The sequence below is a fragment of the Vibrio methylphosphonaticus genome, assembly GCF_023634655.1.
Classification (GTDB): domain Bacteria; phylum Pseudomonadota; class Gammaproteobacteria; order Enterobacterales; family Vibrionaceae; genus Vibrio; species Vibrio methylphosphonaticus.
In genome coordinates, this window is sequence record NZ_JAMKMS010000001.1 from 254,090 (window position 1) to 280,931 (window position 26,842).

A 26,842-nucleotide genomic window follows, 5' to 3' on the forward strand; every position below is an offset into this window, starting at 1 on the left:
TGAGGGTTACTGATATATAAGCTCTTCAGAGAACTGGTAGTACATTGATGTCATCCAAATCGTTAAAGGAATACTTCGCCACACTAACGTCCAATAGCCCTTTCTTCTGCGCTATTTTGGATGATGAACACCAATACTGCATGGTCAATGATCGGTATTGTGATGTTGCAGGACTGACACATAGTGATCTGGTCGGCATGAACGATCAACAAATACTAGGTGAACGGTTTTATCATCAACTTAAGCCTTATTACGAGAGAGCCCTGTCCGGTGAATCCATTGAATCTGAAGTGACTCTTGATGAATCCGATGTGGAGTCGAGTTTACATTTTAGCGTGTCCCCAATCATTGTGGACGGCATCATCGAAAACATCGTCTTCCATGCCATTGATACTTCTGAAAAACAAATTCTCACTCGCTCACTTGAAGAATCTGAAAGCAAATTTCTTAAGCTATCTCGCCTGATTCCCGATGGGTTATTGCTGGTTGAAGACGACTGTATTTTATCGGCTAACCCCGCAGCAGCACGCTTATTTGGTTACTCCTCTCCAACAGACTTGTTAAGTGAATCTCTTAGCCGGCTACTCATTGATGAACATCGCACTACCCCAGCGCCATTAAACCTCAGTGCCACCATTGACGGCAAACCTCGCAACGTGAAAACCAGCGAATATTGTGGGATACAACGTCGCTTGGTGTTACATGTTGATGACGCTAGCCTTTTCGGTAGTTGTGCGCACCTGATCCTCATTCAGGATATGGATGAGAAGCCAAAACCAGTAGCAAAAGATAGCCATGAAGACGTCAATATTGACGCGCTAACGAAGCTATACAATCGACTCGGTTTTACTCGTTGTCTCGACCATTTCATCGAGAAGAAAACGCCACTTATCATGCTTTACCTTGATCTTGATAACTTCAAGAATATTAATGATTCATTGGGGCACCATATCGGTGATAGGGTCATTAAAGAAGTCTCGACCAGACTCAAACGCCATCTTCCTCAACAGACGGTGCTAGCACACCTTGGTGGGGATGAGTTTGGCGTTATCTTACCTGAACCAGAAGGCAGTAGCTCTGCCGATATGCTTGCTGAAAAAATCATAGACCTTATCAATCAACCCTTCGATTTACATCACTTTAGCAAACGACTTGCGTGCTCGATAGGCAGCGTGGCGTACCCTAATGATGGTCATGATCCTCGAATTTTGCTGCAGAACGCGGATACTGCAATGTATGAAGCAAAAGCTCGTGGTCGTAATCGGCTGATCAAATTCAATGATCAAATGAACAAAGAAGCGCGTATGCGACTTTGGCTAGAGATTGAACTGCAAAAAGCCCTAGCGCAGAATGGACTAGAAGTGTGGTATCAACCAAAAGTTAATGCCCGTGATTTTAGCATCAACGGTGCCGAGGCGTTGGTTCGCTGGAAGCACCCTGTCGAAGGCTACATTAGTCCGGCCTCTTTTATTCCCGTAGCCGAACAAGCAGGTCTCATCGAGCATCTTGGTCGAGTAGTCATGCGCGATGTGTTCAATACGGTAAAACGCTGGAAACTACAGGGCATTTTACCGGGTCGGGTTGCGATTAATTTATCACCAGAGCAATTTGGTAACCCTAAGCTTATTGACTATATGGAAAGGCTGCTGCATACCACAGGACTTGATCCAAGCTGCATTACCTTTGAGTTAACGGAAAGCGCCGTGATGAGCAACAGTGAACATACCTTACAAATGCTTGACGCGATAAAACGGCTAGGATTTGCCTTGTCGATCGATGACTTTGGTACGGGATATTCCTCGCTTTCTTATCTTGCACACTTCCCTATTGATGAACTCAAAATAGACCGCGCGTTTATTATGGACATTGATACGCTACCCAAGCAGCTTACGGTGATAGAGAACATTATTAACCTTGGTAAGTCGCTCAACCTATCGGTTGTGGCTGAAGGGGTAGAAACTCGCCATCAAGCAACATTATTGTCGAATCTCAATTGCCATTCGATCCAAGGGTTCCACTTCCACCGACCGCAACCCAAACATGAAGTCGAAGCCCTATTTGCTCAGAATCGACGCCACCGTAATTAATCGTTCATTAGTACTAGTGCAAATCCTATAAGCACTAGTACTGTCAAAACCTATCACCACCACCGTATACCTCTTTGCAAATCTAGTGTTCATCGCACACATTCATCACAACTGTGCCCTAACCTCATCGCATTGCGTTCGATCTCTTAGTATTCACGCGGTAAATTTACCTCTTTGGTGTTAATTGCATGTTTATTAATGTAAACCTGCCTCACATCAAATTGACTGTTCATCTTTCTTCATAAAATGCCTGCCTATATAGGATAACTGGTATTGAGCTTATGGAACTCTTATGCCCAGCAGGTAACTTACCTGCTCTTAAAACGGCAATAGATTGCGGCGCAGACGCGGTGTACATTGGATTTAAAGATGACACGAACGCTCGCCACTTTGCAGGATTGAATTTCACCGGAAAGAAACTCGAACGCGCGGTGCAATATGTTCATGATCGCAACAAGAAAATCCACATCGCATTAAACACGTTTGCGCACCCAGATGGGTTTGAACGTTGGACCAATGCCGTGGATCAAGCTGCTGAACTTGGCGTCGATGCCCTCATCGTGGCCGATATTGCGGTATTGGATTATGCCGCTACCAAGTACCCTGATTTAGAACTTCACTTGTCGGTTCAAGCGTCTGCAACCAATACGGCTGCTGTCGACTTTTATCATCAAAACTTCAATGTTAAGCGCGTGGTATTGCCGCGCGTGCTGTCTATCCACCAAGTGAAGCAACTGTCGCGAAACATTACTTCAGATGTTGAGCTTGAAGTGTTTGCCTTTGGCAGCTTATGTATCATGGCGGAAGGTCGCTGCTATTTATCTTCGTACTTAACGGGTGAATCTCCCAATACCGTTGGCGCATGCTCTCCAGCCAAATATGTACGTTGGCAAGAAACCGAGACAGGGCTTGAGTCTCGTTTAAACGATATCCTTATTGATCGCTATGCTGCAGGAGAAAACGCGGGTTACCCAACCTTATGCAAGGGACGATTTGAAGCCAATATTGATGGTGAGAGAAAGCGTTATCACGCCCTGGAAGAACCAACCAGTTTAAACACGCTTTCAATGCTCCCTGAGCTTTTTGCCGCTAACGTATCTTCGGTAAAAATTGAAGGACGACAACGCAGTCCCGCTTATGTAGAGCAAGTGACACGGACATGGCGTGAAGCTATCGATCTCTATCAACGCGACCCACAGCATTACCAAGTTAAGCAAGCTTGGGATCAGGCGCTAGCCAATGTATCTGAAGGGACACAAACCACACTCGGCGCGTACCACCGCAAGTGGCAATAATCAGGGGTTAATTGATGAAATATGCACTCGGGCCACTACTCTATTTTTGGCCAAAACAAGATGTAGAAAGCTTTTATGAGCAAGCAAAATCCAGCTCCGCCGATATCATTTATCTTGGGGAAACGGTGTGTTCAAAACGAAGAGAAATGAAGGCTAAACACTGGCTTGATGCGGCTAAGTCTCTGTCTCAATCAGGTAAGCAGGTCGTGATATCCACGATGGCGCTATTAGAGGCGCCTAGTGAAGTGAACATCATGAAGAAATACATCGACAATGGTGACTTTGCTATTGAAGCGAACGATGTATCCGCGATCCAACTTGCGAGCGAAAATAAGGTGCCGTTTGTCGTTGGTCCTGCGGTGAATACGTATAACGCTCGCACCCTCAAGCTTTTTGTTAAGCAAGGGATGATACGCTGGTGTATGCCGGTTGAATTATCGCGTGAATGGCTAGTCAACACCCTAAACCAGGCCGATGACATTGGAATACGCGACCAGTTTGAAGTTGAAGTCTTCAGTCATGGTTATATTCCTCTGGCTTATTCGGCACGCTGTTTTACTGCCCGAGCAGAAAATCGCGCGAAAGATGATTGCGAAACTTGCTGTATAAAATACCCAACGGGTCTACAAGTCGAAAGCCAAGAAGGTCAATCGGTCTTTAACCTGAATGGCATTCAAACTCAATCCGGTTATGAGTACAACCTAATCAATGACCTGCAATCGATGCAGGGGTTAGTCGATGTGGCGCGTCTTAGTCCGATTGGGCTGGATACCTTTTCTGAAATAGAACGCTTCCGCGCCAATGAAAATGGCAGCAACCCAGCGCGCGACTTAGCCCGTCAATGTAATGGCTACTGGCACCAAATTGCAGGGCTTAACGTCCAATAAACTATGTGATGCGCTTGTACTCAGTAGCAAACGCATCCCATAACTTAAGCCAATCTAAACACCCTATCTGATGTTAACCTTATTACGCAGGTAAACATCTACGCCATCACAGGGGCGGCATGCTCCTCACGCAACAATCTGACATCCTTCCACATCATGTAAACCACAACGACAGCGAGTGCCACGTTAGAAATCGGATACGCAATCCATATACCTGTCACTCCCCAGATTTTCGGTAAAACATAAAGAAACGGCAGTTGGACAAGCATGTTGCCTAACGTCACAAAGAGCGCTTTTTTACTTTTGTTAATCGCCTGGTAATAAGCAGCGGCAACCACCAAAAAACCATCTAAAAACATAGAAAACAAATGCAATCGAATACCAAGAACCGTATTGTCGATGAGGTCTGCATCCCCAGAGTTAAATATGGACACGACCTCAAAAGGATAGAGGTTGAGCAATGTAACAAAGGCGACACCGCCTGCAACAGCGCTTAGCATCGCCACTTTAAAGAGTTTGCGCATGTTGTCTTTACGACCTGCCCCAAAGTTATAGCTAAGCAAGGGTTGCATCGCATTTGCTATTCCTTCCACGATTAAATAGTAGAAAGTAATGATGTAGCCAAGAATCGCATACGCACCGATCAGGACGACTGAGCCATAATCTGCAAATAGCTTATTGTGTATCGCAATCATAAATGAGCCATACGCAAACATGAAAAAGCTGGCGAGACCAATAGAAAGCATAGGGGGCACGACATTATATTGAAATTTGAAGTCTTTCAGCGTTAAGCGCATATTAGCGCGGCTAGAGAAAAAGTAAGCTACACCAAGAATCGTCACTACAGCCTGAGCGATCGCAGTAGCTAACGCCGCGCCAGAGAGTTCCCATTCCAGAACCGCAATGAACAAATAATCTAAGGCAATATTAATCACTGCTCCTAGAATCATGAGTAGCGTAGCAATGTTTGGACTGTCGTCATTACGTAGCAAAAAAGGAACCGCTATCGACCCCAAAGAAAAAACACTACCAATGATCAGGACATCCAAATACTGAATACCAAGCTCCAGCATACGCCCTTGCGCACCTTGAATCTGCAATGCGTAATCAGAAAAGTTCCAAAGCACCACGGCAACAACAGGCCCTAAACCTAGTAATAACATCAAACCAGTGGCGAGTGTTTTCTTAGCCGACTCAATATTACCTTCGCCTTGTTTTATTGAAGACAAAGCCCCCGCACCGACACCAATCATCATGCCAATACCTAAGATCACACTGATTACAGGCCATACAACATTAATCCCAGCTAATCCTTCGCTGCCCATGTACTGCCCGATGAAGATACCATCGACTACCTGATAAAGACCATTGACCAGCATGGCTGCAATGGTTGGAATAGCATAACGCCAAAACTGGCGATAAATTGATTGTTGCATTTTTTACTCTCACTTTAGTTATTCAAGCTAACTAAATAGACAAATTTTAAGATAGCGCTTTGCGTAATAATTGGTTTAGTTGAGCTGACTCTGATTCATCCAACTTCGCCCTTAGTTTGGTCGCGACAATAGCATAGATATGAGCTTCACCACTTAGTGGTACTCGCGATTTCTCCGTCAGTCGCACTCGCTTCGAACGAGCATCTTCCAAGCATGCAATCCTCTCGACTAAACCTTTTCGTTCTAAGCGTTTCACCATATTCGTGGCGGAAGGTTTAGACACCTCAAGTTCATTAGCTAAATCAGTTAAACGAATGGGCTCAGCCGAACTCTGGATCGCTTTAAGGTAGTCATATTCATTGAAACTTAGATGACCTAAGGGATCTTCTTTACTATTACTTCGCCATACTCGTGATGTTAACCGCTCTAGTTTCTCTATACTTTCTTCAATAGACATTCATAAAACACATTAATTAGCCTGGCTAACTAGTTTAATTGAATCGAAATGAAATCTCAAGGCACAAAAAAACCAGCCCTATAGGCTGGTTTTTTGTATAAAAGAGAAAACTATTCGGCACTGTCAGACTGAAGTTTCGCCTCTTCAGCTTGCTTTTGTTTTTCCTTTTCAACCTGCTGAGCTCTCGCAATTTCAAAGATTTTTGTTAACTCCAAAAATGCGTATTTGTGTTCAGCATAATCGTAAACATTTTGCGCAATCGCCAATTTATACAAAGATACGGCGGCAGGGTAATCACCATCGATTTGATGACGTTTCGCTAAATAGAAGTACACCTCTGTTAAGCGTTCCGCAAGTACATTGTTGTCTCTGCTGCTTGCTAATACCGCTTTAAAGGCTTGCTCTTCCGTCACTTTATCTAACATCAATGCGACTAGAATCCAGCCCCACTCGTTGGTGGCACTCTGATAACGTTTTTCTAAAGCAATTGCCGCATCAATCGGCCCCACTTCACGGGAAATGATATAAAGCCAAAGAGCACGATAAGGATCAGATGGCGCTTCATTATAATATGTCGTCATTCCTTCAATCGCCAAAGGGAAACGGTCGCCATAATAAAGAGCAATAGAGCGGTTACGTAATGCGTAAGAGTTTGCTGCATCTAATTCTAAACTTGAATCAAACGCTTCATAGGCTGAGTCAAAGTCACCTATTTGAGTAAAGTATTGGCCGACTTGGTTAAACACCACGGACTGAGCTGGGTTTAGCTGCAAAGATTGGTTAAAGTCGAGCTGAGCAAGATCGCGTAAACCTAGGCTATTGTAGTATGAGCCTCGTTCAAAGTGCATTTTTGCACGTACATCATTTTCAAGGTCACCGCGCTGTAGAAGCTGAGTTAACCGGGCCACTTGCACTTCATACTGAACATTGGCTTGCAAAGGAACGGCCATTGGCGGGTTTAACCACTGTGAATCATCTTGCGATGAATTGGAGGCACAACCTGTCACGGCAACAACTAAACCTAATCCTAAAACTCGAAACCATTTCACTATAAATATCTCCTTGAACCTGATGCTGTAAGACGACCAATTAAGGTTATTGGTCATTAAGTCTTAGCAGGTATTTTCCTTCGCGCATAAAAAAGAGGGGTCACTGACCCCTCTTTATAACACGCTTTGTCACATAATGTGCGAATTACGCGAATTATTCTGCGCTAGGCGCCGCATTGCCAGCTTCAGGAGCAGCTGGAGTTTCTAGCGCTTCTTTCATACTTAGACGTACGCGACCTTGGCGGTCAATTTCAAGTACTTTAACTTGAACTTCTTGACCTTCTTTTAGGTAGTCAGTCACTTTCTCAACACGCTCGTTAGCGATTTGAGAGATGTGAACTAGGCCATCTTTACCAGGAAGGATTGTCACGAACGCACCGAAGTCAGCAAGACGTGCAACTTTACCTGCGTAAATACGACCAACTTCAACTTCAGCAGTAATTTCTTCGATACGACGAATCGCTTCTTTCGCTGCAGCACCTTCAGTTGCTGCAATCTTGATAGTACCGTCGTCTTCGATTTCGATTGTAGTGCCAGTTTCTTCCGTAAGAGCACGGATAACAGCGCCACCTTTACCGATAACGTCTTTGATCTTCTCAGAGCTGATTTTCATCGTGTGAATGCGAGGAGCAAACTCAGAAATATCTTCACGAGCACCAGAAATCGCTTCATCCATAACCGTTAGGATGTGCTTACGTGCACCTTGCGCTTGGTTAAGTGCAATTTGCATGATTTCTTTAGTGATACCTTCGATCTTGATGTCCATTTGAAGTGCAGTGATACCGTCGTTAGTACCTGCTACTTTAAAGTCCATGTCACCTAGGTGATCTTCGTCGCCAAGAATGTCAGAAAGAACAACAAAGTCGTCGCCTTCTTTCACTAGACCCATTGCGATGCCCGCAACAGAAGCTTTAATTGGTACGCCAGCATCCATAAGTGCTAGAGAAGTACCACATACAGAAGCCATTGAAGAAGAACCGTTAGATTCTGTGATTTCCGATACAACACGTACTGTGTATGGGAATTCTTCTACTGAAGGCATTACTGCTGCAATACCGCGCTTCGCCAATTTACCGTGGCCAATTTCACGACGCTTAGGAGAACCAACAAAACCAGTTTCACCTACACAGTATGGAGGGAAGTTGTAGTGTAGAAGGAAGTTGTCTTTCTTCTCACCCATTAGGCTATCGATGATTTGTGCATCACGCTGTGTGCCAAGCGTTGCAGTAACAAGTGCTTGAGTCTCACCACGAGTGAATAGAGAAGAACCGTGAGTACGTGGAAGTACACCAGTACGTACATCAAGTGCACGAACCATGTCTTTTTCACGACCATCAATACGTGGGTTCCCAGCAATGATGCGGCTACGTACAACGTTTTTCTCTAAAGAACCTAGCATGCCGCGGATTTCGCGCTCATCCAGCTCTTCGTTTTCAGCAAGAAGTGCAGCAACCGCTTCAGTCTTAATTGCGCCAACTTGCTCGTAACGCGCCATTTTCTCTGTGATTTGGTAAGCATCTGAAAGACGAGTTTCAGCAAGCTCTGCCACTTTCGCTTTTAGCTCAGTGTTTACTTCAGGTGCAGTCCAATCCCAAGAAGGGGTTGCAACTTCAGCAGCAAATTCGTTGATCGCTTTGATAACAACTTGCTGTTGATCGTGACCGTATACTACCGCAGATAGCATTTCTTCTTCAGATAGGTTATCTGCTTCAGATTCAACCATTAGTACTGCGCCTTCTGTACCAGACACAACAAGGTCTAGTTTAGAGTTTTCAAGCTCAGCATTTGAAGGGTTAAGTACAAGCTCACCATCAATGTGGCCAACACGTGCCGCACCGATAGGACCATTGAAAGGAACACCAGCAATAGCAAGTGCTGCAGAAGTACCAATCATTGTGATCATGTCTGGGTTTACGTCTGGGTTGATAGAAACAACCGTTGCGATAACCTGAACTTCGTTTTTGAATGCACTTGGGAAAAGTGGGCGGATTGGACGGTCGATAAGACGAGCCGTTAGTGTTTCCGCTTCAGAAGGACGACCTTCACGCTTGAAGAAACCACCAGGAATTTTACCTGCAGCGTAAGTACGCTCTTGGTAGTTAACTGTTAGTGGAAAGAAATCTTGACCCGCTACCGCTTCTTTTTTAGCGACGACTGATACGAATACTGATGTGTCATCCATTGTTGCCATTACAGCAGCAGTTGCTTGACGAGCCATAACGCCAGTTTCTAGCGTTACTGTGTGATTGCCGTATTGAAACGACTTAACAACTGGTTTTTCGAACATTGTATTTCCTTTTATCTAGAACCAACTAGATTGAGTGTTTATTGGCTCAAGGCATCACATATCGCGACTAGTGCAAATCGCCTAAGGTTTTCTCTTCTAGGGTGTTCACCTAGAGGATAACGCCTAAGCTAACTTGGAATAGTCGCGACCTAATGGTCGACTAATTGGACTGCAATGCAATGAGTGGTGCATTAGAACCTGTCAGTCGGCTCTAACGGGACGTAGTATAAACTACTTAATGCGGATTGTGCTAATAACAGCGAAATTTAGGCATCAAAAAAGGGGCATATAGCCCCTTTTATACAAACTGTTCTATGCAGACGCTTATTAGCGACGTAGACCTAGACGTTTGATTAGATCTTGGTAGCGAGCTAGATTTTTACCTTTAAGGTAGTCTAGAAGCTTACGACGGCTAGAAACCATACGTAGTAGACCACGACGGCTATGGTGATCGCCTTTGTGAGCTTTAAAGTGACCTTGAAGGTGGTTGATAGAAGCTGTAAGTAGTGCTACTTGTACTTCTGGTGAACCAGTGTCGCCTTCAGATTGTGCGTATTCTGCAACGATTGCTGCTTTAGTTTCTGCATTCAGAGACATAATGCTCTCCTAATAAGAGTAGGTTTATAGTTGTAGCAGCCAATCTCTGATTCAGCCGCTACGCGAAGCGCGAATTATAGGGAAGTTTATCCAAGGGTGCAATAGCTAACGTCAGTTAAAACAATAAAGGCGAGCAGTCCTGCTCGCCTCTTGATCGTATTTCTAACGCAGGGCGCTATCTAGGTAACGAAGAAGTACTCTAATTAGTAAAGAAGCACTCCAAGTAATAGAAAAGCAATAACGACGTAGTCGCTAATCCACTATTTCGTTTCCGTTTCCGTTTCTTCAGAGAAAACCACTAAGCGCTTTGGTGCCACTTTGCCATTGCTATCAATTGTCGCAACACCAATAAATAATTTCTCGTCACCACTGGTCATACGCACGGTGCCTTCTGATGGCGCGCCTGCAACTTGAACTGGCATACCATGTTGAACAAGGTCGGTCAGTTCCGCATTCATGTTCACTTCAGGTAAGTCTTCTACTGCTGTATCCATTGGCATTAATAGCGGATCAAGTAGCTCTCTTGGCGCAACTTCATCACGCTCAGCTTGTGCCAAGAGCTCATTCAACTGCTCCAATGTTACCATTTTTTCATACGGATACTTTGCAACTCCGGTACGACGTAGGTAAGTGACATGAGCACCACAACCGAGCATTTCGCCAAGGTCGTCAGTAATAGTTCGAATGTAAGTCCCCTTTGAGCAGTGGACTTCCATTTCGATCTCATCACCTTCAAAGCGCAGTAGTTCGATGGAGTACACCGTGATTTTGCGAGACTCACGCGGAACCTCAACACCTTCACGGGCATACTCATAGAGCGGGCGACCTTGATACTTCAATGCAGAAAACATAGAAGGAACCTGATCGGTTTCGCCTTTAAAGCTAGCGACACATCGTTCAAGCTGCTCACGTACGACGTTCACTTCACGAGTTTCAACGACTTCACCGTCAGAATCAGACGTATTAGTACGTTCGCCAAGCTTAGCTTTCACAACATAACGTTTATCTGAATCCAATAAGAACTGAGAAAACTTTGTTGCTTCGCCTAAGCAAATTGGCAACATGCCTGTCGCTAAAGGATCAAGCGCACCGGTATGGCCAGCTTTTTGAGCGAAGTAGAGTCGCTTAACTTTTTGCAAAGCATCGTTTGACGAAATCCCGGTTGGCTTATCAAGCAAGATAACCCCATTAACTGGACGACCTTTACGACGACGAGCCATTACTCTTCGTCCTCGCGACCTGCTTCTTTTTGTTTACGCTTGTCATCATTCAGGACTTCACTCACAAGATTAGACATGCGCATACCTTCAACCAATGTATTGTCGTAAGTAAAGCGAACTTCAGGCGTTAAACGGTGACGGATACGCTTACCAAGAGCCATACGAACTGGTACTTCATGCTCTTTCAGCGCCGCTAGACATGATTCTGGCGTTTGCTCACCAACACAAAGGAAAGTGACAAATACTTTGGCATAAGCAAGGTCACGTGACACTTCAACATCAGAAATCGTCACCATACCAATGCGAGAGTCACGAACTTCGCGCTGTAAGATCAGCGCCAATTCTTTTTGCAATTGCTGCGACACGCGTTGCGTGCGGCTAAATTCTTTTGACATTTCTTTTCTCACTATAGGAAAAATGGGGGGCTTGCGCCCCCCATGGTGTATTTAACAACCATTACTACTAATTAAAAAAGTCAGCAGCTATTTTGTCAATTAATCTAGAGTACGTTTAATCTCAACGATTTCGAATACTTCGATTTGGTCGCCTACGCGAACATCGTTGTAGTTCTTAACGCCGATACCACACTCATAGCCGTTCTTAACTTCTTGAACGTCATCTTTGAAGCGGCGTAGAGATTCTAGCTCACCTTCGTAGATTACAACGTTATCGCGAAGAACGCGGATTGGGTTGTTACGCTTAATCGTACCTTCAGTAACCATACAACCAGCGATCGCGCCAAGTTTAGGTGACTTAAATACGTCACGTACTTCTGCCAGACCAATGATTTCTTGTCTGAATTCAGGAGCCAGCATACCGCCCATTGCTTGCTTCACTTCGTCAATCAATTGGTAGATGATTGAGTAGTAACGAAGATCTAGGTTTTCATTTTCAATCGCACGGCGCGCAGAAGCGTCAGCACGTACGTTAAAGCCTAGGATAATCGCGTTTGAAGCAGCCGCCAGTGAAGCGTCAGTTTCGGTGATACCACCAACACCTGAGCCTACAATCTTCACTTTTACTTCTTCAGTAGACAGTTTCAGTAGTGAATCAGCAATCGCTTCAACAGAACCTTGTACGTCAGCTTTCAGTACAACATTCAACTCAGCAACATCACCAGCAGTCATGTTAGAGAACATGTTCTCTAGTTTCGCTTTTTGTTGACGAGCAAGTTTCACATCACGGAATTTACCTTGACGGTAGTTCGCAACTTCACGAGCTTTACGCTCATCACGAACAACTGTTGCTTCATCACCAGATGAAGGTACGCCAGATAGACCCAGAATTTCAACTGGAATCGACGGTCCTGCTTCTAGGATTTCTTTACCGATTTCATCGCGCATTGCACGTACACGGCCATACTCTTGACCACAAAGAACGATATCGCCTTTATGAAGAGTACCAGACTGAACAAGTACTGTTGCAACAGGACCACGACCTTTATCTAGGTAAGATTCTACAACCACACCTGATGCCATGCCATCTGCAACGGCTGTTAGCTCTAGTACTTCAGACTGAAGTAGGATTGCTTCTAGAAGACCATCGATGTTTGTACCCTGTTTTGCAGAGATATGAACGAAGATGTTCTCACCGCCCCACTCTTCAGGAATAACGTCATATTGAGCAAGCTCATTCTTAACGTTATCTGGGTTCGCACCCTCTTTATCGATTTTGTTTACTGCGATAATCAAAGGAACACCTGCCGCTTTCGCGTGCTGGATAGCTTCAACTGTTTGTGGCATAACACCATCATCTGCAGCAACAACAAGAACAACGATATCTGTCGCTTGAGCACCACGAGCACGCATAGCAGTAAACGCCGCGTGTCCAGGAGTATCAAGGAAAGTGATCATACCGTTTTCTGTTTCTACGTGGTATGCACCGATATGTTGAGTAATACCACCCGCTTCGCCAGAAGCAACGTGGGTACGACGAATGTAATCAAGCGTCGATGTTTTACCGTGGTCAACGTGACCCATGATAGTAACAACTGGAGCACGAGATACGGCTTCTGTCGTTGCATCACGGTCAGATAGTACCGCTTCTTCTAATTCGTTTTCTTTACGAAGTACAACCTTGTGTCCCATTTCTTCAGCAACTAATGATGCTGTTTCTTGGTCAATCACTTGGTTGATAGTTGCCATTGCGCCCATCTTCATCATTACTTTGATGACTTCAGTGCCTTTTACTGACATTTTTTGTGCCAGTTCAGAAACAACAATCGTTTCGCCAATAACCACGTCTTGTTTAGCAACTTGTGCAGACTTATCAAAACCATGCTGCATTGAGCTAGGTTTCGCCAACTTGCCTTTACGGCCACGTTGATTACGTCCGCCACGTCCACCGCGAGAGTCATCACGGTCTTGCGTAGATTTTTTCTTACGACGGCGAGGCGTTTTTTCTTCGCTACGGTCTTGAGCATCTTCTGCTTCACGAGCGTAAGTTGAAGTCGTTACGTGATAGTCACCTTTCTCGCTTTCTTTAGACTTCTTCTCTTGCTCAGACCAGCGCTCAGCATTCTCTTCAGCCAACTTCTTCGCTTCTTCTGCGAGACGAGCGGCTTCCGCTTCAGCCTTACGTTGTGCCTCTTGTTCTTGACGGCGCTTCAACTCGTCAGCTTCTTTTTTCGCTTCAGCATTCTTTGCGTTCATTTGTTTCTTGGCCTTTTCCGCTTCGTCGCGCTTTTGATCCGTTGAATCTGCATTGCGTTTTTCATCAGCTTTACGTTTAGCAGTTTCCTCTGCTGCACGTTTTTCTTCAGCTTCTCGCTTTGCTTTCTCTTCAGTTTCGCGCTGTGCTTTCTCTGCAGCGTCACGTTTGGCTAGCTCTTCGGCTTCGCGTTGTGCACGCTCTTCCGCCTCACGTGTTGCTGCTTCCTCAGCTTCACGTTTCTCTTGCTCGTCAATAGCGCTGCGCTTTACATAAGTACGCTTCTTGCGTACTTCGATTTGTACATCTTTGCTCTTACCGCCACCAGAGGCAACAGATAACGTACTACGTGTTTTACGTTGTAGCGTTAGTCGCGTTGGTTCAGAATCACCAGATGTATCACCGTGTTCTTTCTTCAGGTGTGTAAGAAGCGTTTGCTTCTCTTCATCATTGACCTGATCACTTTCTGATTTTTTAAGACCAGCATCAGCAAGTTGTTCAATTAGGCGTTCAACTGGCGTACCAATTTCTTCGCTAAGTGCTTTAACCGTAAGTTTTGTCATGCAACTACCTCCTTGCTGATTATTATTCTTCGTCGCCGAACCAACAAATATTACGCGCTGCCATGATAAGTTCACCGGCACGTTCTTCCGTTAATCCTTCGATACCCTCGAGCTCGTCGACACCTTGGTCTGCAAGATCTTCAAGAGTTGCTACACCTTTGGCAGCCAATTTAAATGCCATTTCACGCTCAAGACCTTCTAATGCAAGCAAGTCTTCAGCTGGCTCAACACCTTCAAATGATTCTTCTTGTGCAAGAGCCATTGTTGTCAGTGCGTCTTTAGCGCGGCCACGAAGTTCTTCAATGATTTCTTCGTTTAGGCCATCGATGTCTAGAAGCTCGTTCACTGGCACGTACGCCACTTCTTCTAGAGTCGAGAAACCTTCTTCTACTAGCATCTGTGCGAAATCTTCTTCAATATCAAGATACTTCATGAAGTTTTCAATTGAAGCAGATGCTTCTTCTTGGTGTTTCTTCTGTAGATCAGCAACTGTCATTACATTCAGTTCCCAACCGGTCAGTTGAGAAGCAAGACGAACGTTTTGACCGTTACGGCCGATAGCTTGAGCTAGGTTATCCGCTTCAACCGCGATATCCATAGCATGTGCATCTTCATCAACGATGATTGACGCTACGTCTGCTGGTGCCATTGCATTGATAACGAATTGTGCCGGATTATCATCCCAAAGCACGATATCAATACGCTCACCGCCAAGCTCACTAGAAACAGCTTGTACACGTGCACCACGCATACCAACACACGCACCAACAGGGTCGATACGACGGTCGTTTGTTTTCACTGCGATCTTAGCACGAGAACCTGGATCACGAGCAGCCGCTTTTAATTCAATCAACTCTTCCGCGATTTCTGGCACTTCAACACGGAAAAGCTCTGCTAGCATTTCAGGCTTAGAGCGAGTAATGAATAGTTGGAAACCACGAGCTTCAGGACGAACCGCGTACAGCAAACCACGAACTCGATCGCCTGGACGGAAGTTTTCACGTGGCAATTGGTCATCACGTAAAATAACCGACTCTGCGTTGTTACCAAGGTCAAGAATGATCGTTTCACGAGTCACTTTTTTAACAACGCCAGTAACTAAGTCACCTTCGTTATCAATAAACTGTTCAACAATTTGAGCACGCTCAGCTTCACGAACTTTTTGCACGATAACTTGCTTTGCAGTTTGAGTCGTAATACGGTCAAACGTTACCGATTCAATTTCATCTTCAATAAAATCGCCGATTTGAATCGATTCGTCTTCAAATTGTGCAGCTTCAATTGAGATTTCTAATGTTGGTGTCTCAACTTCAGCAACGGCCATCCAACGACGGTAAGTAACAAACTCACCTGTTTTACGATCAATTTCAACGCGAACTTCAATTTCTAGTTCATGCTTCTTCTTCGTTGAAGTTGCTAGCGCTGTTTCTAACGCTTCGAAAATACGCTCACGAGGTACCGCTTTCTCGTTAGAAACCGCCTCAACTACCGCTAAAATTTCTTTACTCATTTATCTAGCCTCTAAGCTTTCTTTTTAGGGACCTAAAATTTAGGAATCAGGTTAGCTTTAGAAATGTTGCTAAGCACCATTTCTTCTTCGTTACCATCAGCAAGGATTGTGATGTTTTCGCCATCAACAGATTGGATAGTGCCTTTCCACTTACGACGGTTACCCACTGCCATTTTGAGAACGATGTTGACCTCGTGACCAATGAATTGTACGTAGTGTGCTGCTTTAAACAGTGGACGTTCAAGACCTGGTGAAGACACCTCTAGGTTGTAAGCCACCGTAATTGGATCTTCGACGTCCATCACTGCACTTGTTTGACGACTCACTTCTGCGCAGTCATCAACAGTGATACCATTTTCATGGTCGATATACATACGAAGCGTTGAATGCTCACCTGCACGGATGAACTCTAAACCAACCAATTCGTAACCCAAAGCTTCAACCGGAGCTTCAAGTAATTCTGTAAGTTGTCTTTCTAAACCAGTCATTTAACCACTCCAGAAACAAAAAAAGGGCTTAAAGCCCAATTTAAATCCCAAGCACACATACCTGAGCTTTAAAAAGCTCAGATAACAAAAAACCCCGAAAAAGTCGGGGTTTTTTGTTGCTGGACCCTGATGCATTAAGGATAAACAATAAATGGACAACTTAAAAAGTTATTCATTATTTCCTTAATGTGCAGTGATTTTTTCACACTGCTAAACTTGCAATCCATCAACACTTAGAAAGTATTGGTTGCGGGGGCCGGATTTGAACCGACGACCTTCGGGTTATGAGCCCGACGAGCTACCAAACTGCTCCACCCCGCGTCCGACTTGTTGTGCATTATACGCTCAACAAACTGTATTACAAGTTTATAAATAATGGTGCCGAGAGAGGGACTCGAACCCTCACACCATAAGGCACTAGCACCTCATGCTAGCGTGTCTACCAATTTCACCATCTCGGCTTAAGCTGTTCGCTTATTGAGGAATTTCGTCGCTTGATTTAGCGGGAATTTCACTCACAGTATTATCAGCTTGCTGTTCAATAACTTGACCTTGTGAAGGATCAACCCATTGAGACTCGCCTTTGTGGGTATACATGTTACCCAAGACTAAGCTAATAACAAAGAATACAATTGCAAAAATTGCAGTCATTCGGGTTAGAAAATTTCCTGAGCCACTAGCACCAAACACTGTGTTTGACGCGCCAGCACCGAATGAGGCTCCCATGTCTGCGCCTTTACCTTGTTGAATCAACACTAGGCCAATAACACCAAGCGCAGCCAACAGGTAAATCACAAGTAGAACTTGAATCATATGTCCACCTATGTTCCTAATTGTTGAGCCAGCGCTGCTTTCTTCATAATGGTAAAGTATTCACCATATTTAGAAAACCTGGCTATGACCTCCTAAGAGAAGGCGGTGGCAATACTAACGAATGCCGCACTGACTGACAAGATAAAAATAAGAAAAACCGTAGCTTTAGAGCCTAAATGCTCAAAAAAGGGGCAAATAGGCTCATTTCGCTAAAAAGTCACGATGACGAATGACAATGATGAAAGATAAATCAATACCTTTCTTCCTAGCGTCCACCGTCATTGCTGGTCATTAGCAACTCGCTTTAACGGCATCGGCAATATACTGTGCCGATTGATTCACTAAAGCGTCGTCTTCGCCTTCTACCATGACACGAAGCAAAGGCTCAGTGCCCGATTTACGTAAAAGCACTCGGCCTTTATCACCTAAATCACTTTCTACCTTCAACACCGCTTGCTTGACTGCATCAGCTTCGAGCGGATTCGCATCACCACTAAATCTAACATTGATAAGCACTTGCGGATAAAGTGTCATGCCACTTGCCAGCTCATTAAGTGACATTTTCGAACCAACTACCGACGCCAGGACTTGCAAACCGGCAACAATCGCATCACCAGTGGTCACTTTATCAAGTAAAATGACATGGCCTGAGTTTTCTGCGCCAATTCTCCAGTTCTTTTCTAGCAATTGCTCCATGACATAGCGATCGCCTACTGCTGCGCGCACAAATGGGATACCTAGCTGCTTTAAGCCATTCTCCATACCAAGGTTGGTCATTAGTGTTCCAACCACCCCACCTTTAAGCTCACCTCGACGCAGCGCATCACGAGCAATGATATACGCAATTTGGTCGCCATCGACTTTATTGCCTAGATGATCAACCATAATAATTCGGTCGCCATCACCATCAAACGCAAGTCCAAGTACAGCCTGCTCTTCCAGTACACGCGCTTGCAACGCGGCTACATCAGTCGCGCCAACTTTATCGTTGATGTTAGTCCCATCGGGCTCTGCGCCCATTACAACCAAGTCTGCACCCAATTCACTAAAGACAGCTGGGGCAATTTTGTATGTCGCACCGTGTGCACAGTCGATAACAATTTTCACGCCCGATAAGTCTAAGTCGTGCGGGAAAGTACTCTTACAAAACTCGATATAACGCCCTGCTGCATCGTTCAAACGACTTGCCTTACCTAACTGCGAGGATTCGACACATTCAATGTCTTTGTCGAGTTCAGCTTCAATAGCAAGCTCAATAGCATCGGGAAGCTTTGTCCCTTCTGAAGAAAAGAACTTAATGCCATTATCATAGTAAGGGTTGTGGGAGGCCGAGATTACAATGCCCGCCTCTGCACGAAAAGTTTGCGTCAAATACGCCACAGCAGGCGTGGGCAATGGTCCAGTAAAGATTGCTTTTAGACCCGCCGCCGATAAACCAGCCTCTAACGCTGATTCCAGCATATAACCGGAAATACGGGTATCTTTACCAATAATGACTTTTTTTGTGCCTTGCTTTGCAAGAACACGTCCAGCAGCCCAGCCAAGTTTTAGTACAAAGTCAGGAGTGATTGGGTATTGTCCCACCTTACCGCGCACACCATCAGTACCAAAATAACGTCGTTGTGACATGTGATTTCCTTTTTCTATTTTTATATATTGTTTTGCATCATCTCAACAATAGCCATTGCTTCGATGGTTTCTTTTGTGTCGTGTACCCGAATGATTTGCGCCCCTTTTTGTGCCGCAAGTACTGCGCAAGTAACGCTTCCGACCATACAGTCAGCCGGTTTTTTATCGAGTAGTTTAAATATCATCGACTTTCTCGACATCCCCGCCAGCACAGGTAAACCAAACTGATGAAATTTATCGAGATGAGCTAATAAATGATAATTGTGCTCAAGCGTCTTACCAAACCCAAATCCTGGATCAAGAATAAGCTGCTCTCTTGATATGCCCACGCTTTCACAAGCTTTAATTCTTTCGTCCAAAAAGCCTTGAATATCCTCAAGCAGATCATGATACGTCGGCGCCTGTTGCATGGTCCTTGGCTGACCTTGCATATGCATTAAACAAATAGGCACATTAGCTGCTGCTGCCACCTCAAGAGCTCCAGGTTCTTGTAGCGCCCGCACATCATTGATGATATCAGCGCCAGCTTCAATCGCTTGCTTCATCACTTCAGCTTTACTGGTATCGATTGAAATCCAAACATCATGCTGTTGACGGATCGCCTGGATAACTGGAATAACACGTGATAACTCTTCACTCAGCGTAACATCAGGCGCACCCGGTCGTGTAGATTCACCACCCACGTCAATGATGGTCACACCGGCCTGGATCATGGCAGCGGCTTGCTCTAACGCATTATCAATAGAATTGAACTGACCACCATCGGAGAAAGAATCTGGCGTCACATTGAGGATGCCCATAATTTGCGGACGGTCTAAATGGAGAGTTTTATTGTTAGCACTTAATAACATGGCAATAAATCGTGGCTGTATAAACGAAAAAAGCCCCGAGAGATCCTCGGGGCTTAATAATTAAAGACTATTCAGAATCTTTTTTTGAGGATGTGGTTGAATCGTTATCTTCAACATCTTCAGCTTTAGTCTCTGCTGATTTAGTTTCTGTCGCTTCAGGCTCAGGTGCTGCCTCTGCTTTCGCAGGCTCGCTCTTAGCTTCTGATTTTGAAGCCTCTTGAGCGTTGGCTTGATCACCCCAACCCGCTGGTTCGCGAATGGTGTCTTTGCGCTCCATTAGATCATCAATTTGACCCGCATCGATGGTTTCATATTTCATGAGTGCATCTTTCATTGCGTGCATCAAATCCATGTTATCTTCAAGAATTTGCTTCGCTCGAGCATAGTTACGGTCAATTAACACACGAATTTCTTCATCGATTAATCGAGTCGTTTCGTCAGAAACATGCTTCGCTTGACTCATGCCGCGACCTAAGAATACTTCACCTTCTTCTTCAGCATAAAGAAGTGGACCAAGCTTCTCAGAGAAGCCCCACTGCGTCACCATCTTACGAGCTATATCTGTCGCGCGTTCGATATCATTTGATGCACCAGTGGACACATTGTCTTTACCGTAAATCAGTTCTTCTGCTAGTCGACCACCATACAAGCTAGAAATCATAGACTCTAGATGCTGACGAGACATGCTAACGCGATCTTGTTCCGGCAAATACATGGTCACACCTAATGCTCGACCACGTGGAATAATCGACACTTTGTATACTGGATCATGCTCTGGCACTAGACGGCCTACAATCGCGTGACCGGCTTCGTGATAGGCGGTTGAAGCTTTTGTTTCTTCCGACATCACCATTGAGCGGCGCTCGGCACCCATCATGATTTTATCTTTCGCCAGTTCAAACTCGACCATAGAAACATTGCGCTTGTTGCCGCGAGCTGCAAATAGTGCTGCTTCGTTAACAAGGTTAGCAAGATCTGCACCTGAGAAGCCAGGTGTACCACGTGCAATCAACGACGGTTCAACATCAGATGCTAATGGCACTTTACGCATATGTACTTTAAGGATCTGTTCACGACCGCGTACATCTGGAAGACCAACCACAACCTGACGGTCAAAACGACCAGGACGAAGTAATGCAGGGTCAAGTACGTCTGGACGGTTAGTCGCAGCGATAACAATGATACCTTCATTACCTTCAAAGCCATCCATTTCAACAAGCATTTGGTTTAGTGTTTGCTCACGTTCATCATGACCACCACCTACACCAGCACCACGTTGACGACCCACAGCATCGATTTCATCAATAAAGATGATACACGGCGCGGCTTTCTTCGCCTGTTCGAACATGTCACGCACACGAGATGCACCAACACCGACAAACATTTCTACAAAATCAGAACCTGAAATTGTGAAGAATGGTACTTTAGCTTCACCAGCAATCGCTTTCGCAAGCAAGGTTTTACCCGTACCAGGAGGACCGACTAGAAGAATACCCGTTGGGATTTTACCACCGAGCTTTTGGAATCGGCTAGGGTCACGTAAGTAATCCACCAGCTCTTTCACGTCTTCTTTTGCTTCGTCACAACCTGCAACGTCAGAAAACAACGTTTTGATCTGCTCTTCACTCATCATGCGAGCTTTGGATTTACCAAAGGACATTGCGCCTTTGCCACCGCCGCCTTGCATTTGACGCATGAAGAAAATCCAAACACCAATAAGAAGAATCATTGGGAACCACGAAATAAAGATAGTGCCTAGTAGGCTCTGCTCTTCCGGTGGTGTACCCGAAACTTTTACGTTTTGGTTAATAAGGTCATCAAGAAGTTTTTGATCATAAACTGGCATGTAAGTCACAAAGCGACTACCGCCACGGCGAGTAAAGGTTATCTCGCTGTCTTTAAACTGCGCTTCTTGAATCTGGCCATTGCCAACTTCCTGTACGAACGTGGTGTAATCTACCGCTCGACCATTGCTTTCGCCAGGTCCAAAGCTTTGGAATACCGACATCAACACAACGGCGATGACTAACCACAAAATTAAATTCTTTGCCATGTCACTCAAGGTGTCAGTCCTCGATAACTAATTGTAATTAAAGGTAGGGTACTACAGTTTTTCAGCTGTAGCTACAATGTTAATTTTCTCTTTGTAAACTAATGTTCAGCCTTTGTATCCATTCGCTACAATAAATACCTCACGAGAGCGAGCTCTCGATGAGTCTGGTTTACGAATCTTCACAACTTTGAACATGTCGCGCACTTCTTTCACATACTGATCAAACCCTTCTCCCTGAAAAACTTTGACGACAAAGCTGCCTCCAGGAGCCAAAGCTTGTCTACACATATCTAATGCTAGTTCAACAAGATACATTGCTCTAGGTTGATCAACAGATAAATTTCCAGCCATATTTGGTGCCATATCTGACATCACAACATCGACCATATCTGGTTGTATTTTTTCTAGCAGTGCATCAAGTACCGCTTCATCCCTAAAATCACCCTGTAAAAAGCTAACTCCAGCAATTGAATCCATCGGTAATAAGTCACACGCAATGACCTGCCCTTCGTCACCGACAACTTTAGCGGCATACTGTGACCAACCTCCAGGTGCAGCACCTAAATCGACCACAGTCATACCAGGTTTCAGTAACTTATCTTTGTTTTGAATCTCTTCAATTTTAAAGATAGCACGAGAGCGATACCCTTTTCTTCTGGCTTCATTCGCATATTTATCATCAAAATGCTCCTTCAACCAACGGCCTGAACTGGCCGAGTGTTTTTGCTTACTCATTCAAAATCCAACGTAACAAGGGCAAACCCTTAGAATAAAGTATAGTCTTCGTCATTAGATGGCGTTAAAATACGACTTTTCAACCCTAACACTAAATAAATTTGGCCGCGTTATGAACTTAAGCACGAAACAAAAACAGCACCTAAAAGGCCTAGCACACGCACTGAAACCTGTTGTGCTTCTAGGCGCAAATGGACTAACAGAGGCTGTTCTAGCGGAAATCGAAATCGCTCTTGACCACCACGAACTGATTAAAGTTAAAGTGGCTTCGGAAGACCGTGAAACTAAGCTATTGATTGTTGATGCGATTATCCGTGAGACAAAAGCAGAAAAAGTACAAGTTATCGGTAAGACACTTGTTCTTTATCGCCAATCAGAGCAAAAGAAAATCGAATTACCTCGTAAATAGCGAGCGCTATATTCGTCACATTATTGAAACATTTCGTTTCAATTTAAAAAGGTCGCGTCATGCGGCCTTTTTTGATCGCGGCGACAACGTTTTACTCACTGATTGTATGCACGAACCCAATAGAGAGCATAAAAAAAGCCGCGCAACGCGACTTTTAGCATAAGTGAAGATTTAAATGTATGCGACTTTGTCGATATCAAAATCTTTTTGACCACCTGGTGTAGTGATCGTCACTTCATCACCTTCCATTTTGCCAATTAAACCTCGTGCAATTGGAGAGCTGACTGAAATACGGCCCGCTTTAATATCCGCTTCATCATCGCCGACAATCTGGTACGTTTTTTCTTCGTCAGTATCAACATCAATCAAGGTAACTGTCGTACCGAAAATAACTTTTCCAGTATTATCCATTTTAGTCACATCAATAACTTGTGCGACTGAAAGCTTGTATTCGATATCACGAATCTGAGCTTCACAGATACCTTGCTCTTCACGCGCGGCGTGGTATTCGGCATTTTCTTTTAAATCACCAAGCTCACGAGCTTCCGCTATTGCTTGAGAAATAAGAGGACGAAGTTTAAGTAGTCGCTCTAGTTCTTCACGTAATTTAAGCTCACCGCGAGCGGTCATTGGAACCTTTTCCATTTTAACAACCTCTTTTCCAAATTTTACTTTGGACAAAAAAACCCTACTCAAACAAAGCTTGAGTACAATTTAAAAATAACTGGATTAAGCCTAGTGTAATCAATCTATGGATACAAATCATCGAAATTCATAACTTGATGAGTTGTTGTATCCGTATTGAACTTCAATCTACTGGCTTTATAACAACGAGATTTCATCAACGTGCCTGATTAGGCACATCACAGCCAATCAATATAGCGCAGAAATCTCTCTTGCTGCAAGTTCAACAGAAACGGACTCGTTAGGGAAGTGCAGCGTTTTTTTAGTTCAACATAGAGCAGCTCCGCTATCCGAGTAAAATTAACCTAACGTTTCTCAAATAGCTCTTTATCTCAACAATATTGGTTGCTAGCCTACAACAACACACACTAAGACTGACTCAACGGTTATGACCATCAAGCACAAGCTAGTCGCACTTACTATTTCTATAATTTCCCCACTCATCTATGCCGATGATGTGAGTACCTTATTACCAACAGGAAGCCGTTCGAGCGTTTACCTAGACTCGATTGAACAAACGTCTTCTCCTTTGATCAACCACAACACACAAGATTACTTTCCACCAGCCAGCACATTAAAGGTCGTGACTGCTCTTGCGGCAAAGCTATCGCTTGGTGATGATTTTCGCTTCACAACGACTCTATCGACAGCAGGGAATGATGTCATCATCCGCTACACTGGAGATCCATCATTTTCCCGACAAGATCTCCGCGCCATGCTACGCAAAGTAAAAGCGACCACTGGAAAGCAGATTGATACCTTATGGCTTGATAACCGTGCGTTTTCAGGCTACAGCCGAGCAGTAGGCTGGCCTTGGGATATATTAGGCGTTTGCTATAGCGCCCCAGCTTCGGCAATCACACTCGATGGCAATTGCGTCCAAGGAGCGCTCTATACCAATAATGACGGCACAACGCGCATCCACGTGCCTGCACATCAACCAATAGTCGCGATGTCGACCGCTCGCAGCGTAACTAAGCAGCAACAACAAGATCAGCATTGCGATCTTGAGCTAAGAATCACACCGGAGAACCGTTATTCACTTGATGGCTGTGTGGTACAGCGTCAATCTCCTCTGCCGCTCAATTTTGCCGTATCCTCTCCGGCAAGGTTTGCTCAAGCTGTCATTCGAGATGAACTGGATAAGCTTGGCGTGACCATCACTGGTAATATCAACGTTGGCGCACCGGAAAATACTACGCTCACGGAACGGGTTAACCACTATTCAGCCCCCTTACCGGAGCTGCTTGCCACAATGTTGCGTGATTCCAATAACCTTTACGCCGACAATATTCTTAAAACCATTGGCGCAACACACTTCAAGCAATCGGGATCGTTTAACAACGGTACCGCGGCTGTAAAAGCCATTTTAAAGCAACAAGCCGATATTGATTTAGATAGTTCGGTGCTTGTCGATGGTTCAGGGCTTTCCCGCAATAATCGTGTAACTGCGATGCAAATGGCTGATGTACTCCGTTATATCTATCATCATGACGCCGATCTCAATCTGATTACTTTGTTGCCAATATCAGGCAATAATGGCACTTTGAAGTACCGCCAAAGTATGAGAAAACCCCCCATTAAAGGCGCGCTCTCAGCGAAAAGTGGTTCATTATTTGGAACCTACAATATGATGGGTTACGGACTAAACTCACAAGGCAAGGTTGAAACTATGTTCGTGCAACTTGTCACGGATTACCACCTAGATAAATCAAAAGTGGCAAAGCCCGTGATCTCTCCACTGACCAATTTTGAGCAAACCTTGTATCGACAAGTCATCGATTACAGCGGCTCATTAGAGCGGTCCAACAACAAAGCACAACCGTAGCTGTGCTTTGGGTATTGCTAGCCGTCAGTATTGCTAGTCGTCAATGTTAACTAGGTTGTGAGTTGAGCACGCGCAATGCCCTAACTCACGCCTTACGACAAGCCTAGGAAGTAGTTCACAACCGTAAAATAGATCCACATGCCCGATATATCCACGATAGATGCTAATACCGGACTCACTAACACCGCGGGGTCCAAACGGAATACTCGCGCAATAATAGGCAGCACACCGCCAAGCGTAGTCGAAATCGTCACCTGGATAAATAATGCCACAGCAATCGACAATGCAATGGTATTTAAATCAAAGCCATTTCCGGCATCAGGGTGGCTAAATAGTAGGATTCTTGCCACCATTACTAAAGCCACAGCAGACGCTAGACAAATGGCGACGCGACTTTCTTTCCACAGTACGTCCAACCATTGCCTTTTTCTCAGCTCACCCGTCGCTAACGCGCGTATCACCAAGGTTGCGGCTTGTGTCCCAGTATTCCCTCCTGCGGCAGCAATCACTGGCATGTACACCGCCAATAACACTAACTGGCTCAGTATGTCTTCATACTGAGCAATAATAAGCCCCGAGACAATCCCCATTAACGCGAGGGTAATAATCCAGCCAATACGCTGCTTAACGTGCTCTAACACTCCCGTCGTCAAATACCCTTGTGTGGTTTCTGCCTCGGAGTGAATAAAGCCAAGTTGGTGGGCGAAATGTCTTGCCCGTTTATCATGCCCCTGTAAATCTAGCTGTTGAATCAGGTGTTGGACTTGTCCAAACGCACAATGTTGCAGCACGCCGACCGCCTCATCAATTGGCATTACTGTCAATAAATTGAGTTGCTGATCGTCGTCGTACTGTAAGAATGCTTTGGTTGCCGCACTGATCTCTTCTTCTGAGAAGCGAGGGGTGTTTTCAATATAAGTGTTGCTCATTACCGTCATGGCGAATCTCCCGATTAGCGTTGGTAACGACCATCAATTGTCACAAATATCCGCCTACCAAGCTCAGTTGGCATTCATTTGTGCAATAGTAGAAAAGGAGAAAAATAAGAAAGGAATATAGACATATAGCCTCCCACCTTGACGGCGGGAACGAAGATCGCAAAATACCGAAAAAGTGTTACTTCTCTCCTTTGATACTAGGAGGATGGTCGGTATTGTTCATAGATATCTCCGAAATAGCTATCAACTTGATAGCGGCGCTAGAATACCAAAATCACTCATTGAGTAAAGCCAATTCTCTCCGCTGAAACTAATTTTTACCTTTGTTAACTATTTAGCGATTTTTCAGGTGAATGATTTCTTCTCGCGTACTTGCA

The 26,842-nt window shown here is 44.7% G+C and carries 22 protein-coding genes and 2 tRNA genes; 5 read left to right on the plus strand and 19 right to left on the minus strand.

What is annotated here, in order from left to right; all coding sequences use genetic code 11:
* Window positions 1-47 precede the first annotated feature (47 nt).
* The 3 genes from M9196_RS01135 to M9196_RS01145 all read left to right on the plus strand — a co-directional run bounded on the left by M9196_RS01135 (window position 48) and on the right by M9196_RS01145 (window position 4,269).
* Window positions 48-2,087, plus strand: coding sequence for a sensor domain-containing protein (locus M9196_RS01135; protein ID WP_250615695.1), 2,040 nt, complete (start codon window positions 48-50; stop codon window positions 2,085-2,087).
* 281 nt (window positions 2,088-2,368) lie between these two features.
* Window positions 2,369-3,382, plus strand: a complete 1,014-nt coding sequence (gene ubiU / locus M9196_RS01140) for a ubiquinone anaerobic biosynthesis protein UbiU (RefSeq protein WP_250615696.1) — start codon at window positions 2,369-2,371, stop codon at window positions 3,380-3,382.
* Window positions 3,383-3,396: 14 nt separating this feature from the next.
* A complete protein-coding gene (locus M9196_RS01145; RefSeq protein ID WP_250615697.1) occupies window positions 3,397-4,269 on the plus strand; it encodes a U32 family peptidase in 873 nt (290 codons plus the stop codon).
* A 98-nt stretch (window positions 4,270-4,367) separates the two neighbouring features.
* Here M9196_RS01145 and M9196_RS01150 read toward each other — a convergent pair whose 3' ends face one another.
* From M9196_RS01150 to rlmE, 17 genes are all read right to left on the minus strand, one after another.
* Window positions 4,368-5,705: an MATE family efflux transporter gene (locus M9196_RS01150; RefSeq protein WP_250615698.1), complete on the minus strand. Its 1,338-nt coding sequence runs from the start codon at window positions 5,703-5,705 to the stop codon at window positions 4,368-4,370.
* A gap of 46 nt (window positions 5,706-5,751) precedes the next feature.
* Entirely contained in the window at window positions 5,752-6,162 is a 411-nt protein-coding gene (locus M9196_RS01155) for a MarR family winged helix-turn-helix transcriptional regulator (protein WP_250615699.1), read from the minus strand.
* A gap of 110 nt (window positions 6,163-6,272) precedes the next feature.
* Window positions 6,273-7,211 (minus strand): lipoprotein NlpI, encoded by a 939-nt coding sequence (gene nlpI, locus M9196_RS01160; RefSeq protein ID WP_250615700.1) that lies wholly within the window; start codon window positions 7,209-7,211, stop codon window positions 6,273-6,275.
* Between the two features lie 154 nt (window positions 7,212-7,365).
* Window positions 7,366-9,498, minus strand: a complete 2,133-nt coding sequence (gene pnp, locus M9196_RS01165; protein WP_250615701.1) for a polyribonucleotide nucleotidyltransferase — start codon at window positions 9,496-9,498, stop codon at window positions 7,366-7,368.
* A 327-nt stretch (window positions 9,499-9,825) separates the two neighbouring features.
* A complete protein-coding gene (gene rpsO, locus M9196_RS01170; RefSeq protein WP_005598021.1) occupies window positions 9,826-10,095 on the minus strand; it encodes a 30S ribosomal protein S15 in 270 nt (89 codons plus the stop codon).
* A 260-nt stretch (window positions 10,096-10,355) separates the two neighbouring features.
* Complete coding sequence (gene truB, locus M9196_RS01175) at window positions 10,356-11,315, minus strand: tRNA pseudouridine(55) synthase TruB (RefSeq protein WP_250615702.1); 960 nt, start codon at window positions 11,313-11,315, stop codon at window positions 10,356-10,358.
* A complete protein-coding gene (gene rbfA / locus M9196_RS01180) occupies window positions 11,315-11,710 on the minus strand; it encodes a 30S ribosome-binding factor RbfA (RefSeq protein ID WP_250615703.1) in 396 nt (131 codons plus the stop codon). Before rbfA ends, truB begins: the two co-directional genes overlap by 1 nt.
* A 99-nt stretch (window positions 11,711-11,809) precedes the next feature.
* On the minus strand, window positions 11,810-14,527 hold the full coding sequence (gene infB / locus M9196_RS01185; RefSeq protein ID WP_250615704.1) for a translation initiation factor IF-2: 2,718 nt from the start codon (window positions 14,525-14,527) through the stop codon (window positions 11,810-11,812).
* Window positions 14,528-14,549: 22 nt separating this feature from the next.
* Window positions 14,550-16,037 (minus strand): transcription termination factor NusA, encoded by a 1,488-nt coding sequence (gene nusA, locus M9196_RS01190; RefSeq protein WP_250615705.1) that lies wholly within the window; start codon window positions 16,035-16,037, stop codon window positions 14,550-14,552.
* Between the two features lie 32 nt (window positions 16,038-16,069).
* Window positions 16,070-16,525: a ribosome maturation factor RimP gene (gene rimP / locus M9196_RS01195; RefSeq protein WP_250615706.1), complete on the minus strand. Its 456-nt coding sequence runs from the start codon at window positions 16,523-16,525 to the stop codon at window positions 16,070-16,072.
* A gap of 244 nt (window positions 16,526-16,769) precedes the next feature.
* A tRNA-Met gene (locus M9196_RS01200) sits at window positions 16,770-16,846 on the minus strand.
* A gap of 55 nt (window positions 16,847-16,901) precedes the next feature.
* Window positions 16,902-16,986: transfer RNA gene (locus M9196_RS01205), tRNA-Leu, on the minus strand.
* A 13-nt stretch (window positions 16,987-16,999) separates the two neighbouring features.
* Window positions 17,000-17,338 (minus strand): preprotein translocase subunit SecG, encoded by a 339-nt coding sequence (secG, locus tag M9196_RS01210; protein WP_250615707.1) that lies wholly within the window; start codon window positions 17,336-17,338, stop codon window positions 17,000-17,002.
* A 291-nt stretch (window positions 17,339-17,629) separates the two neighbouring features.
* Window positions 17,630-18,967, minus strand: a complete 1,338-nt coding sequence (gene glmM, locus M9196_RS01215) for a phosphoglucosamine mutase (protein WP_250615708.1) — start codon at window positions 18,965-18,967, stop codon at window positions 17,630-17,632.
* A 20-nt stretch (window positions 18,968-18,987) separates the two neighbouring features.
* The gene (folP, locus tag M9196_RS01220; RefSeq protein ID WP_250615709.1) at window positions 18,988-19,818 is read right to left on the minus strand and encodes a dihydropteroate synthase; all 831 of its coding nucleotides are present in this window, start codon (window positions 19,816-19,818) and stop codon (window positions 18,988-18,990) included.
* 67 nt (window positions 19,819-19,885) lie between these two features.
* Window positions 19,886-21,871, minus strand: coding sequence for an ATP-dependent zinc metalloprotease FtsH (ftsH, locus tag M9196_RS01225; RefSeq protein ID WP_250615710.1), 1,986 nt, complete (start codon window positions 21,869-21,871; stop codon window positions 19,886-19,888).
* Window positions 21,872-21,976: 105 nt separating this feature from the next.
* Window positions 21,977-22,606: a 23S rRNA (uridine(2552)-2'-O)-methyltransferase RlmE gene (gene rlmE / locus M9196_RS01230; protein WP_250615711.1), complete on the minus strand. Its 630-nt coding sequence runs from the start codon at window positions 22,604-22,606 to the stop codon at window positions 21,977-21,979.
* A 112-nt stretch (window positions 22,607-22,718) separates the two neighbouring features.
* Here rlmE and yhbY point away from each other — a divergent pair, with 112 nt between their 5' ends.
* Window positions 22,719-23,015 (plus strand): ribosome assembly RNA-binding protein YhbY, encoded by a 297-nt coding sequence (gene yhbY, locus M9196_RS01235; protein WP_250615712.1) that lies wholly within the window; start codon window positions 22,719-22,721, stop codon window positions 23,013-23,015.
* A gap of 171 nt (window positions 23,016-23,186) precedes the next feature.
* Here the strand turns inward: yhbY and greA are convergent, their stop codons facing one another.
* Complete coding sequence (greA, locus tag M9196_RS01240; protein ID WP_250615713.1) at window positions 23,187-23,660, minus strand: transcription elongation factor GreA; 474 nt, start codon at window positions 23,658-23,660, stop codon at window positions 23,187-23,189.
* 427 nt (window positions 23,661-24,087) lie between these two features.
* Here greA and dacB point away from each other — a divergent pair, with 427 nt between their 5' ends.
* The gene (gene dacB / locus M9196_RS01245; RefSeq protein WP_250615714.1) at window positions 24,088-25,527 is read left to right on the plus strand and encodes a serine-type D-Ala-D-Ala carboxypeptidase; all 1,440 of its coding nucleotides are present in this window, start codon (window positions 24,088-24,090) and stop codon (window positions 25,525-25,527) included.
* Window positions 25,528-25,619: 92 nt separating this feature from the next.
* On the opposite strand, the gene M9196_RS01250 is transcribed toward dacB, so the two are convergent.
* Complete coding sequence (locus M9196_RS01250) at window positions 25,620-26,465, minus strand: magnesium transporter (protein ID WP_250615715.1); 846 nt, start codon at window positions 26,463-26,465, stop codon at window positions 25,620-25,622.
* Between the last annotated feature and the right edge of the window lie 377 nt (window positions 26,466-26,842).

Bases quoted from the DNA above. Each gene is read 5' to 3' on its own strand.
- M9196_RS01250 (WP_250615715.1), bottom strand. From the start codon at position 26,465: ATGACGGTAATGAGCAACACTTATATTGAAAACACCCCTCGCTTCTCA.
- M9196_RS01150 (WP_250615698.1), bottom strand. From the start codon at position 5,705: ATGCAACAATCAATTTATCGCCAGTTTTGGCGTTATGCTATTCCAACC.
- ubiU (WP_250615696.1), top strand. From the start codon at position 2,369: ATGGAACTCTTATGCCCAGCAGGTAACTTACCTGCTCTTAAAACGGCA.
- dacB (WP_250615714.1), top strand. From the start codon at position 24,088: ATGACCATCAAGCACAAGCTAGTCGCACTTACTATTTCTATAATTTCC.
- M9196_RS01145 (WP_250615697.1), top strand. From the start codon at position 3,397: ATGAAATATGCACTCGGGCCACTACTCTATTTTTGGCCAAAACAAGAT.
- ftsH (WP_250615710.1), bottom strand. From the start codon at position 21,871: ATGGCAAAGAATTTAATTTTGTGGTTAGTCATCGCCGTTGTGTTGATG.
- glmM (WP_250615708.1), bottom strand. From the start codon at position 18,967: ATGTCACAACGACGTTATTTTGGTACTGATGGTGTGCGCGGTAAGGTG.
- greA (WP_250615713.1), bottom strand. From the start codon at position 23,660: ATGGAAAAGGTTCCAATGACCGCTCGCGGTGAGCTTAAATTACGTGAA.
- truB (WP_250615702.1), bottom strand. From the start codon at position 11,315: ATGGCTCGTCGTCGTAAAGGTCGTCCAGTTAATGGGGTTATCTTGCTT.
- rbfA (WP_250615703.1), bottom strand. From the start codon at position 11,710: ATGTCAAAAGAATTTAGCCGCACGCAACGCGTGTCGCAGCAATTGCAA.
- pnp (WP_250615701.1), bottom strand. From the start codon at position 9,498: ATGTTCGAAAAACCAGTTGTTAAGTCGTTTCAATACGGCAATCACACA.
- rpsO (WP_005598021.1), bottom strand. From the start codon at position 10,095: ATGTCTCTGAATGCAGAAACTAAAGCAGCAATCGTTGCAGAATACGCA.
- M9196_RS01155 (WP_250615699.1), bottom strand. From the start codon at position 6,162: ATGTCTATTGAAGAAAGTATAGAGAAACTAGAGCGGTTAACATCACGA.
- M9196_RS01135 (WP_250615695.1), top strand. From the start codon at position 48: ATGTCATCCAAATCGTTAAAGGAATACTTCGCCACACTAACGTCCAAT.
- rimP (WP_250615706.1), bottom strand. From the start codon at position 16,525: ATGACTGGTTTAGAAAGACAACTTACAGAATTACTTGAAGCTCCGGTT.
- yhbY (WP_250615712.1), top strand. From the start codon at position 22,719: ATGAACTTAAGCACGAAACAAAAACAGCACCTAAAAGGCCTAGCACAC.
- secG (WP_250615707.1), bottom strand. From the start codon at position 17,338: ATGATTCAAGTTCTACTTGTGATTTACCTGTTGGCTGCGCTTGGTGTT.
- folP (WP_250615709.1), bottom strand. From the start codon at position 19,818: ATGTTATTAAGTGCTAACAATAAAACTCTCCATTTAGACCGTCCGCAA.
- rlmE (WP_250615711.1), bottom strand. From the start codon at position 22,606: ATGAGTAAGCAAAAACACTCGGCCAGTTCAGGCCGTTGGTTGAAGGAG.
- infB (WP_250615704.1), bottom strand. From the start codon at position 14,527: ATGACAAAACTTACGGTTAAAGCACTTAGCGAAGAAATTGGTACGCCA.
- nusA (WP_250615705.1), bottom strand. From the start codon at position 16,037: ATGAGTAAAGAAATTTTAGCGGTAGTTGAGGCGGTTTCTAACGAGAAA.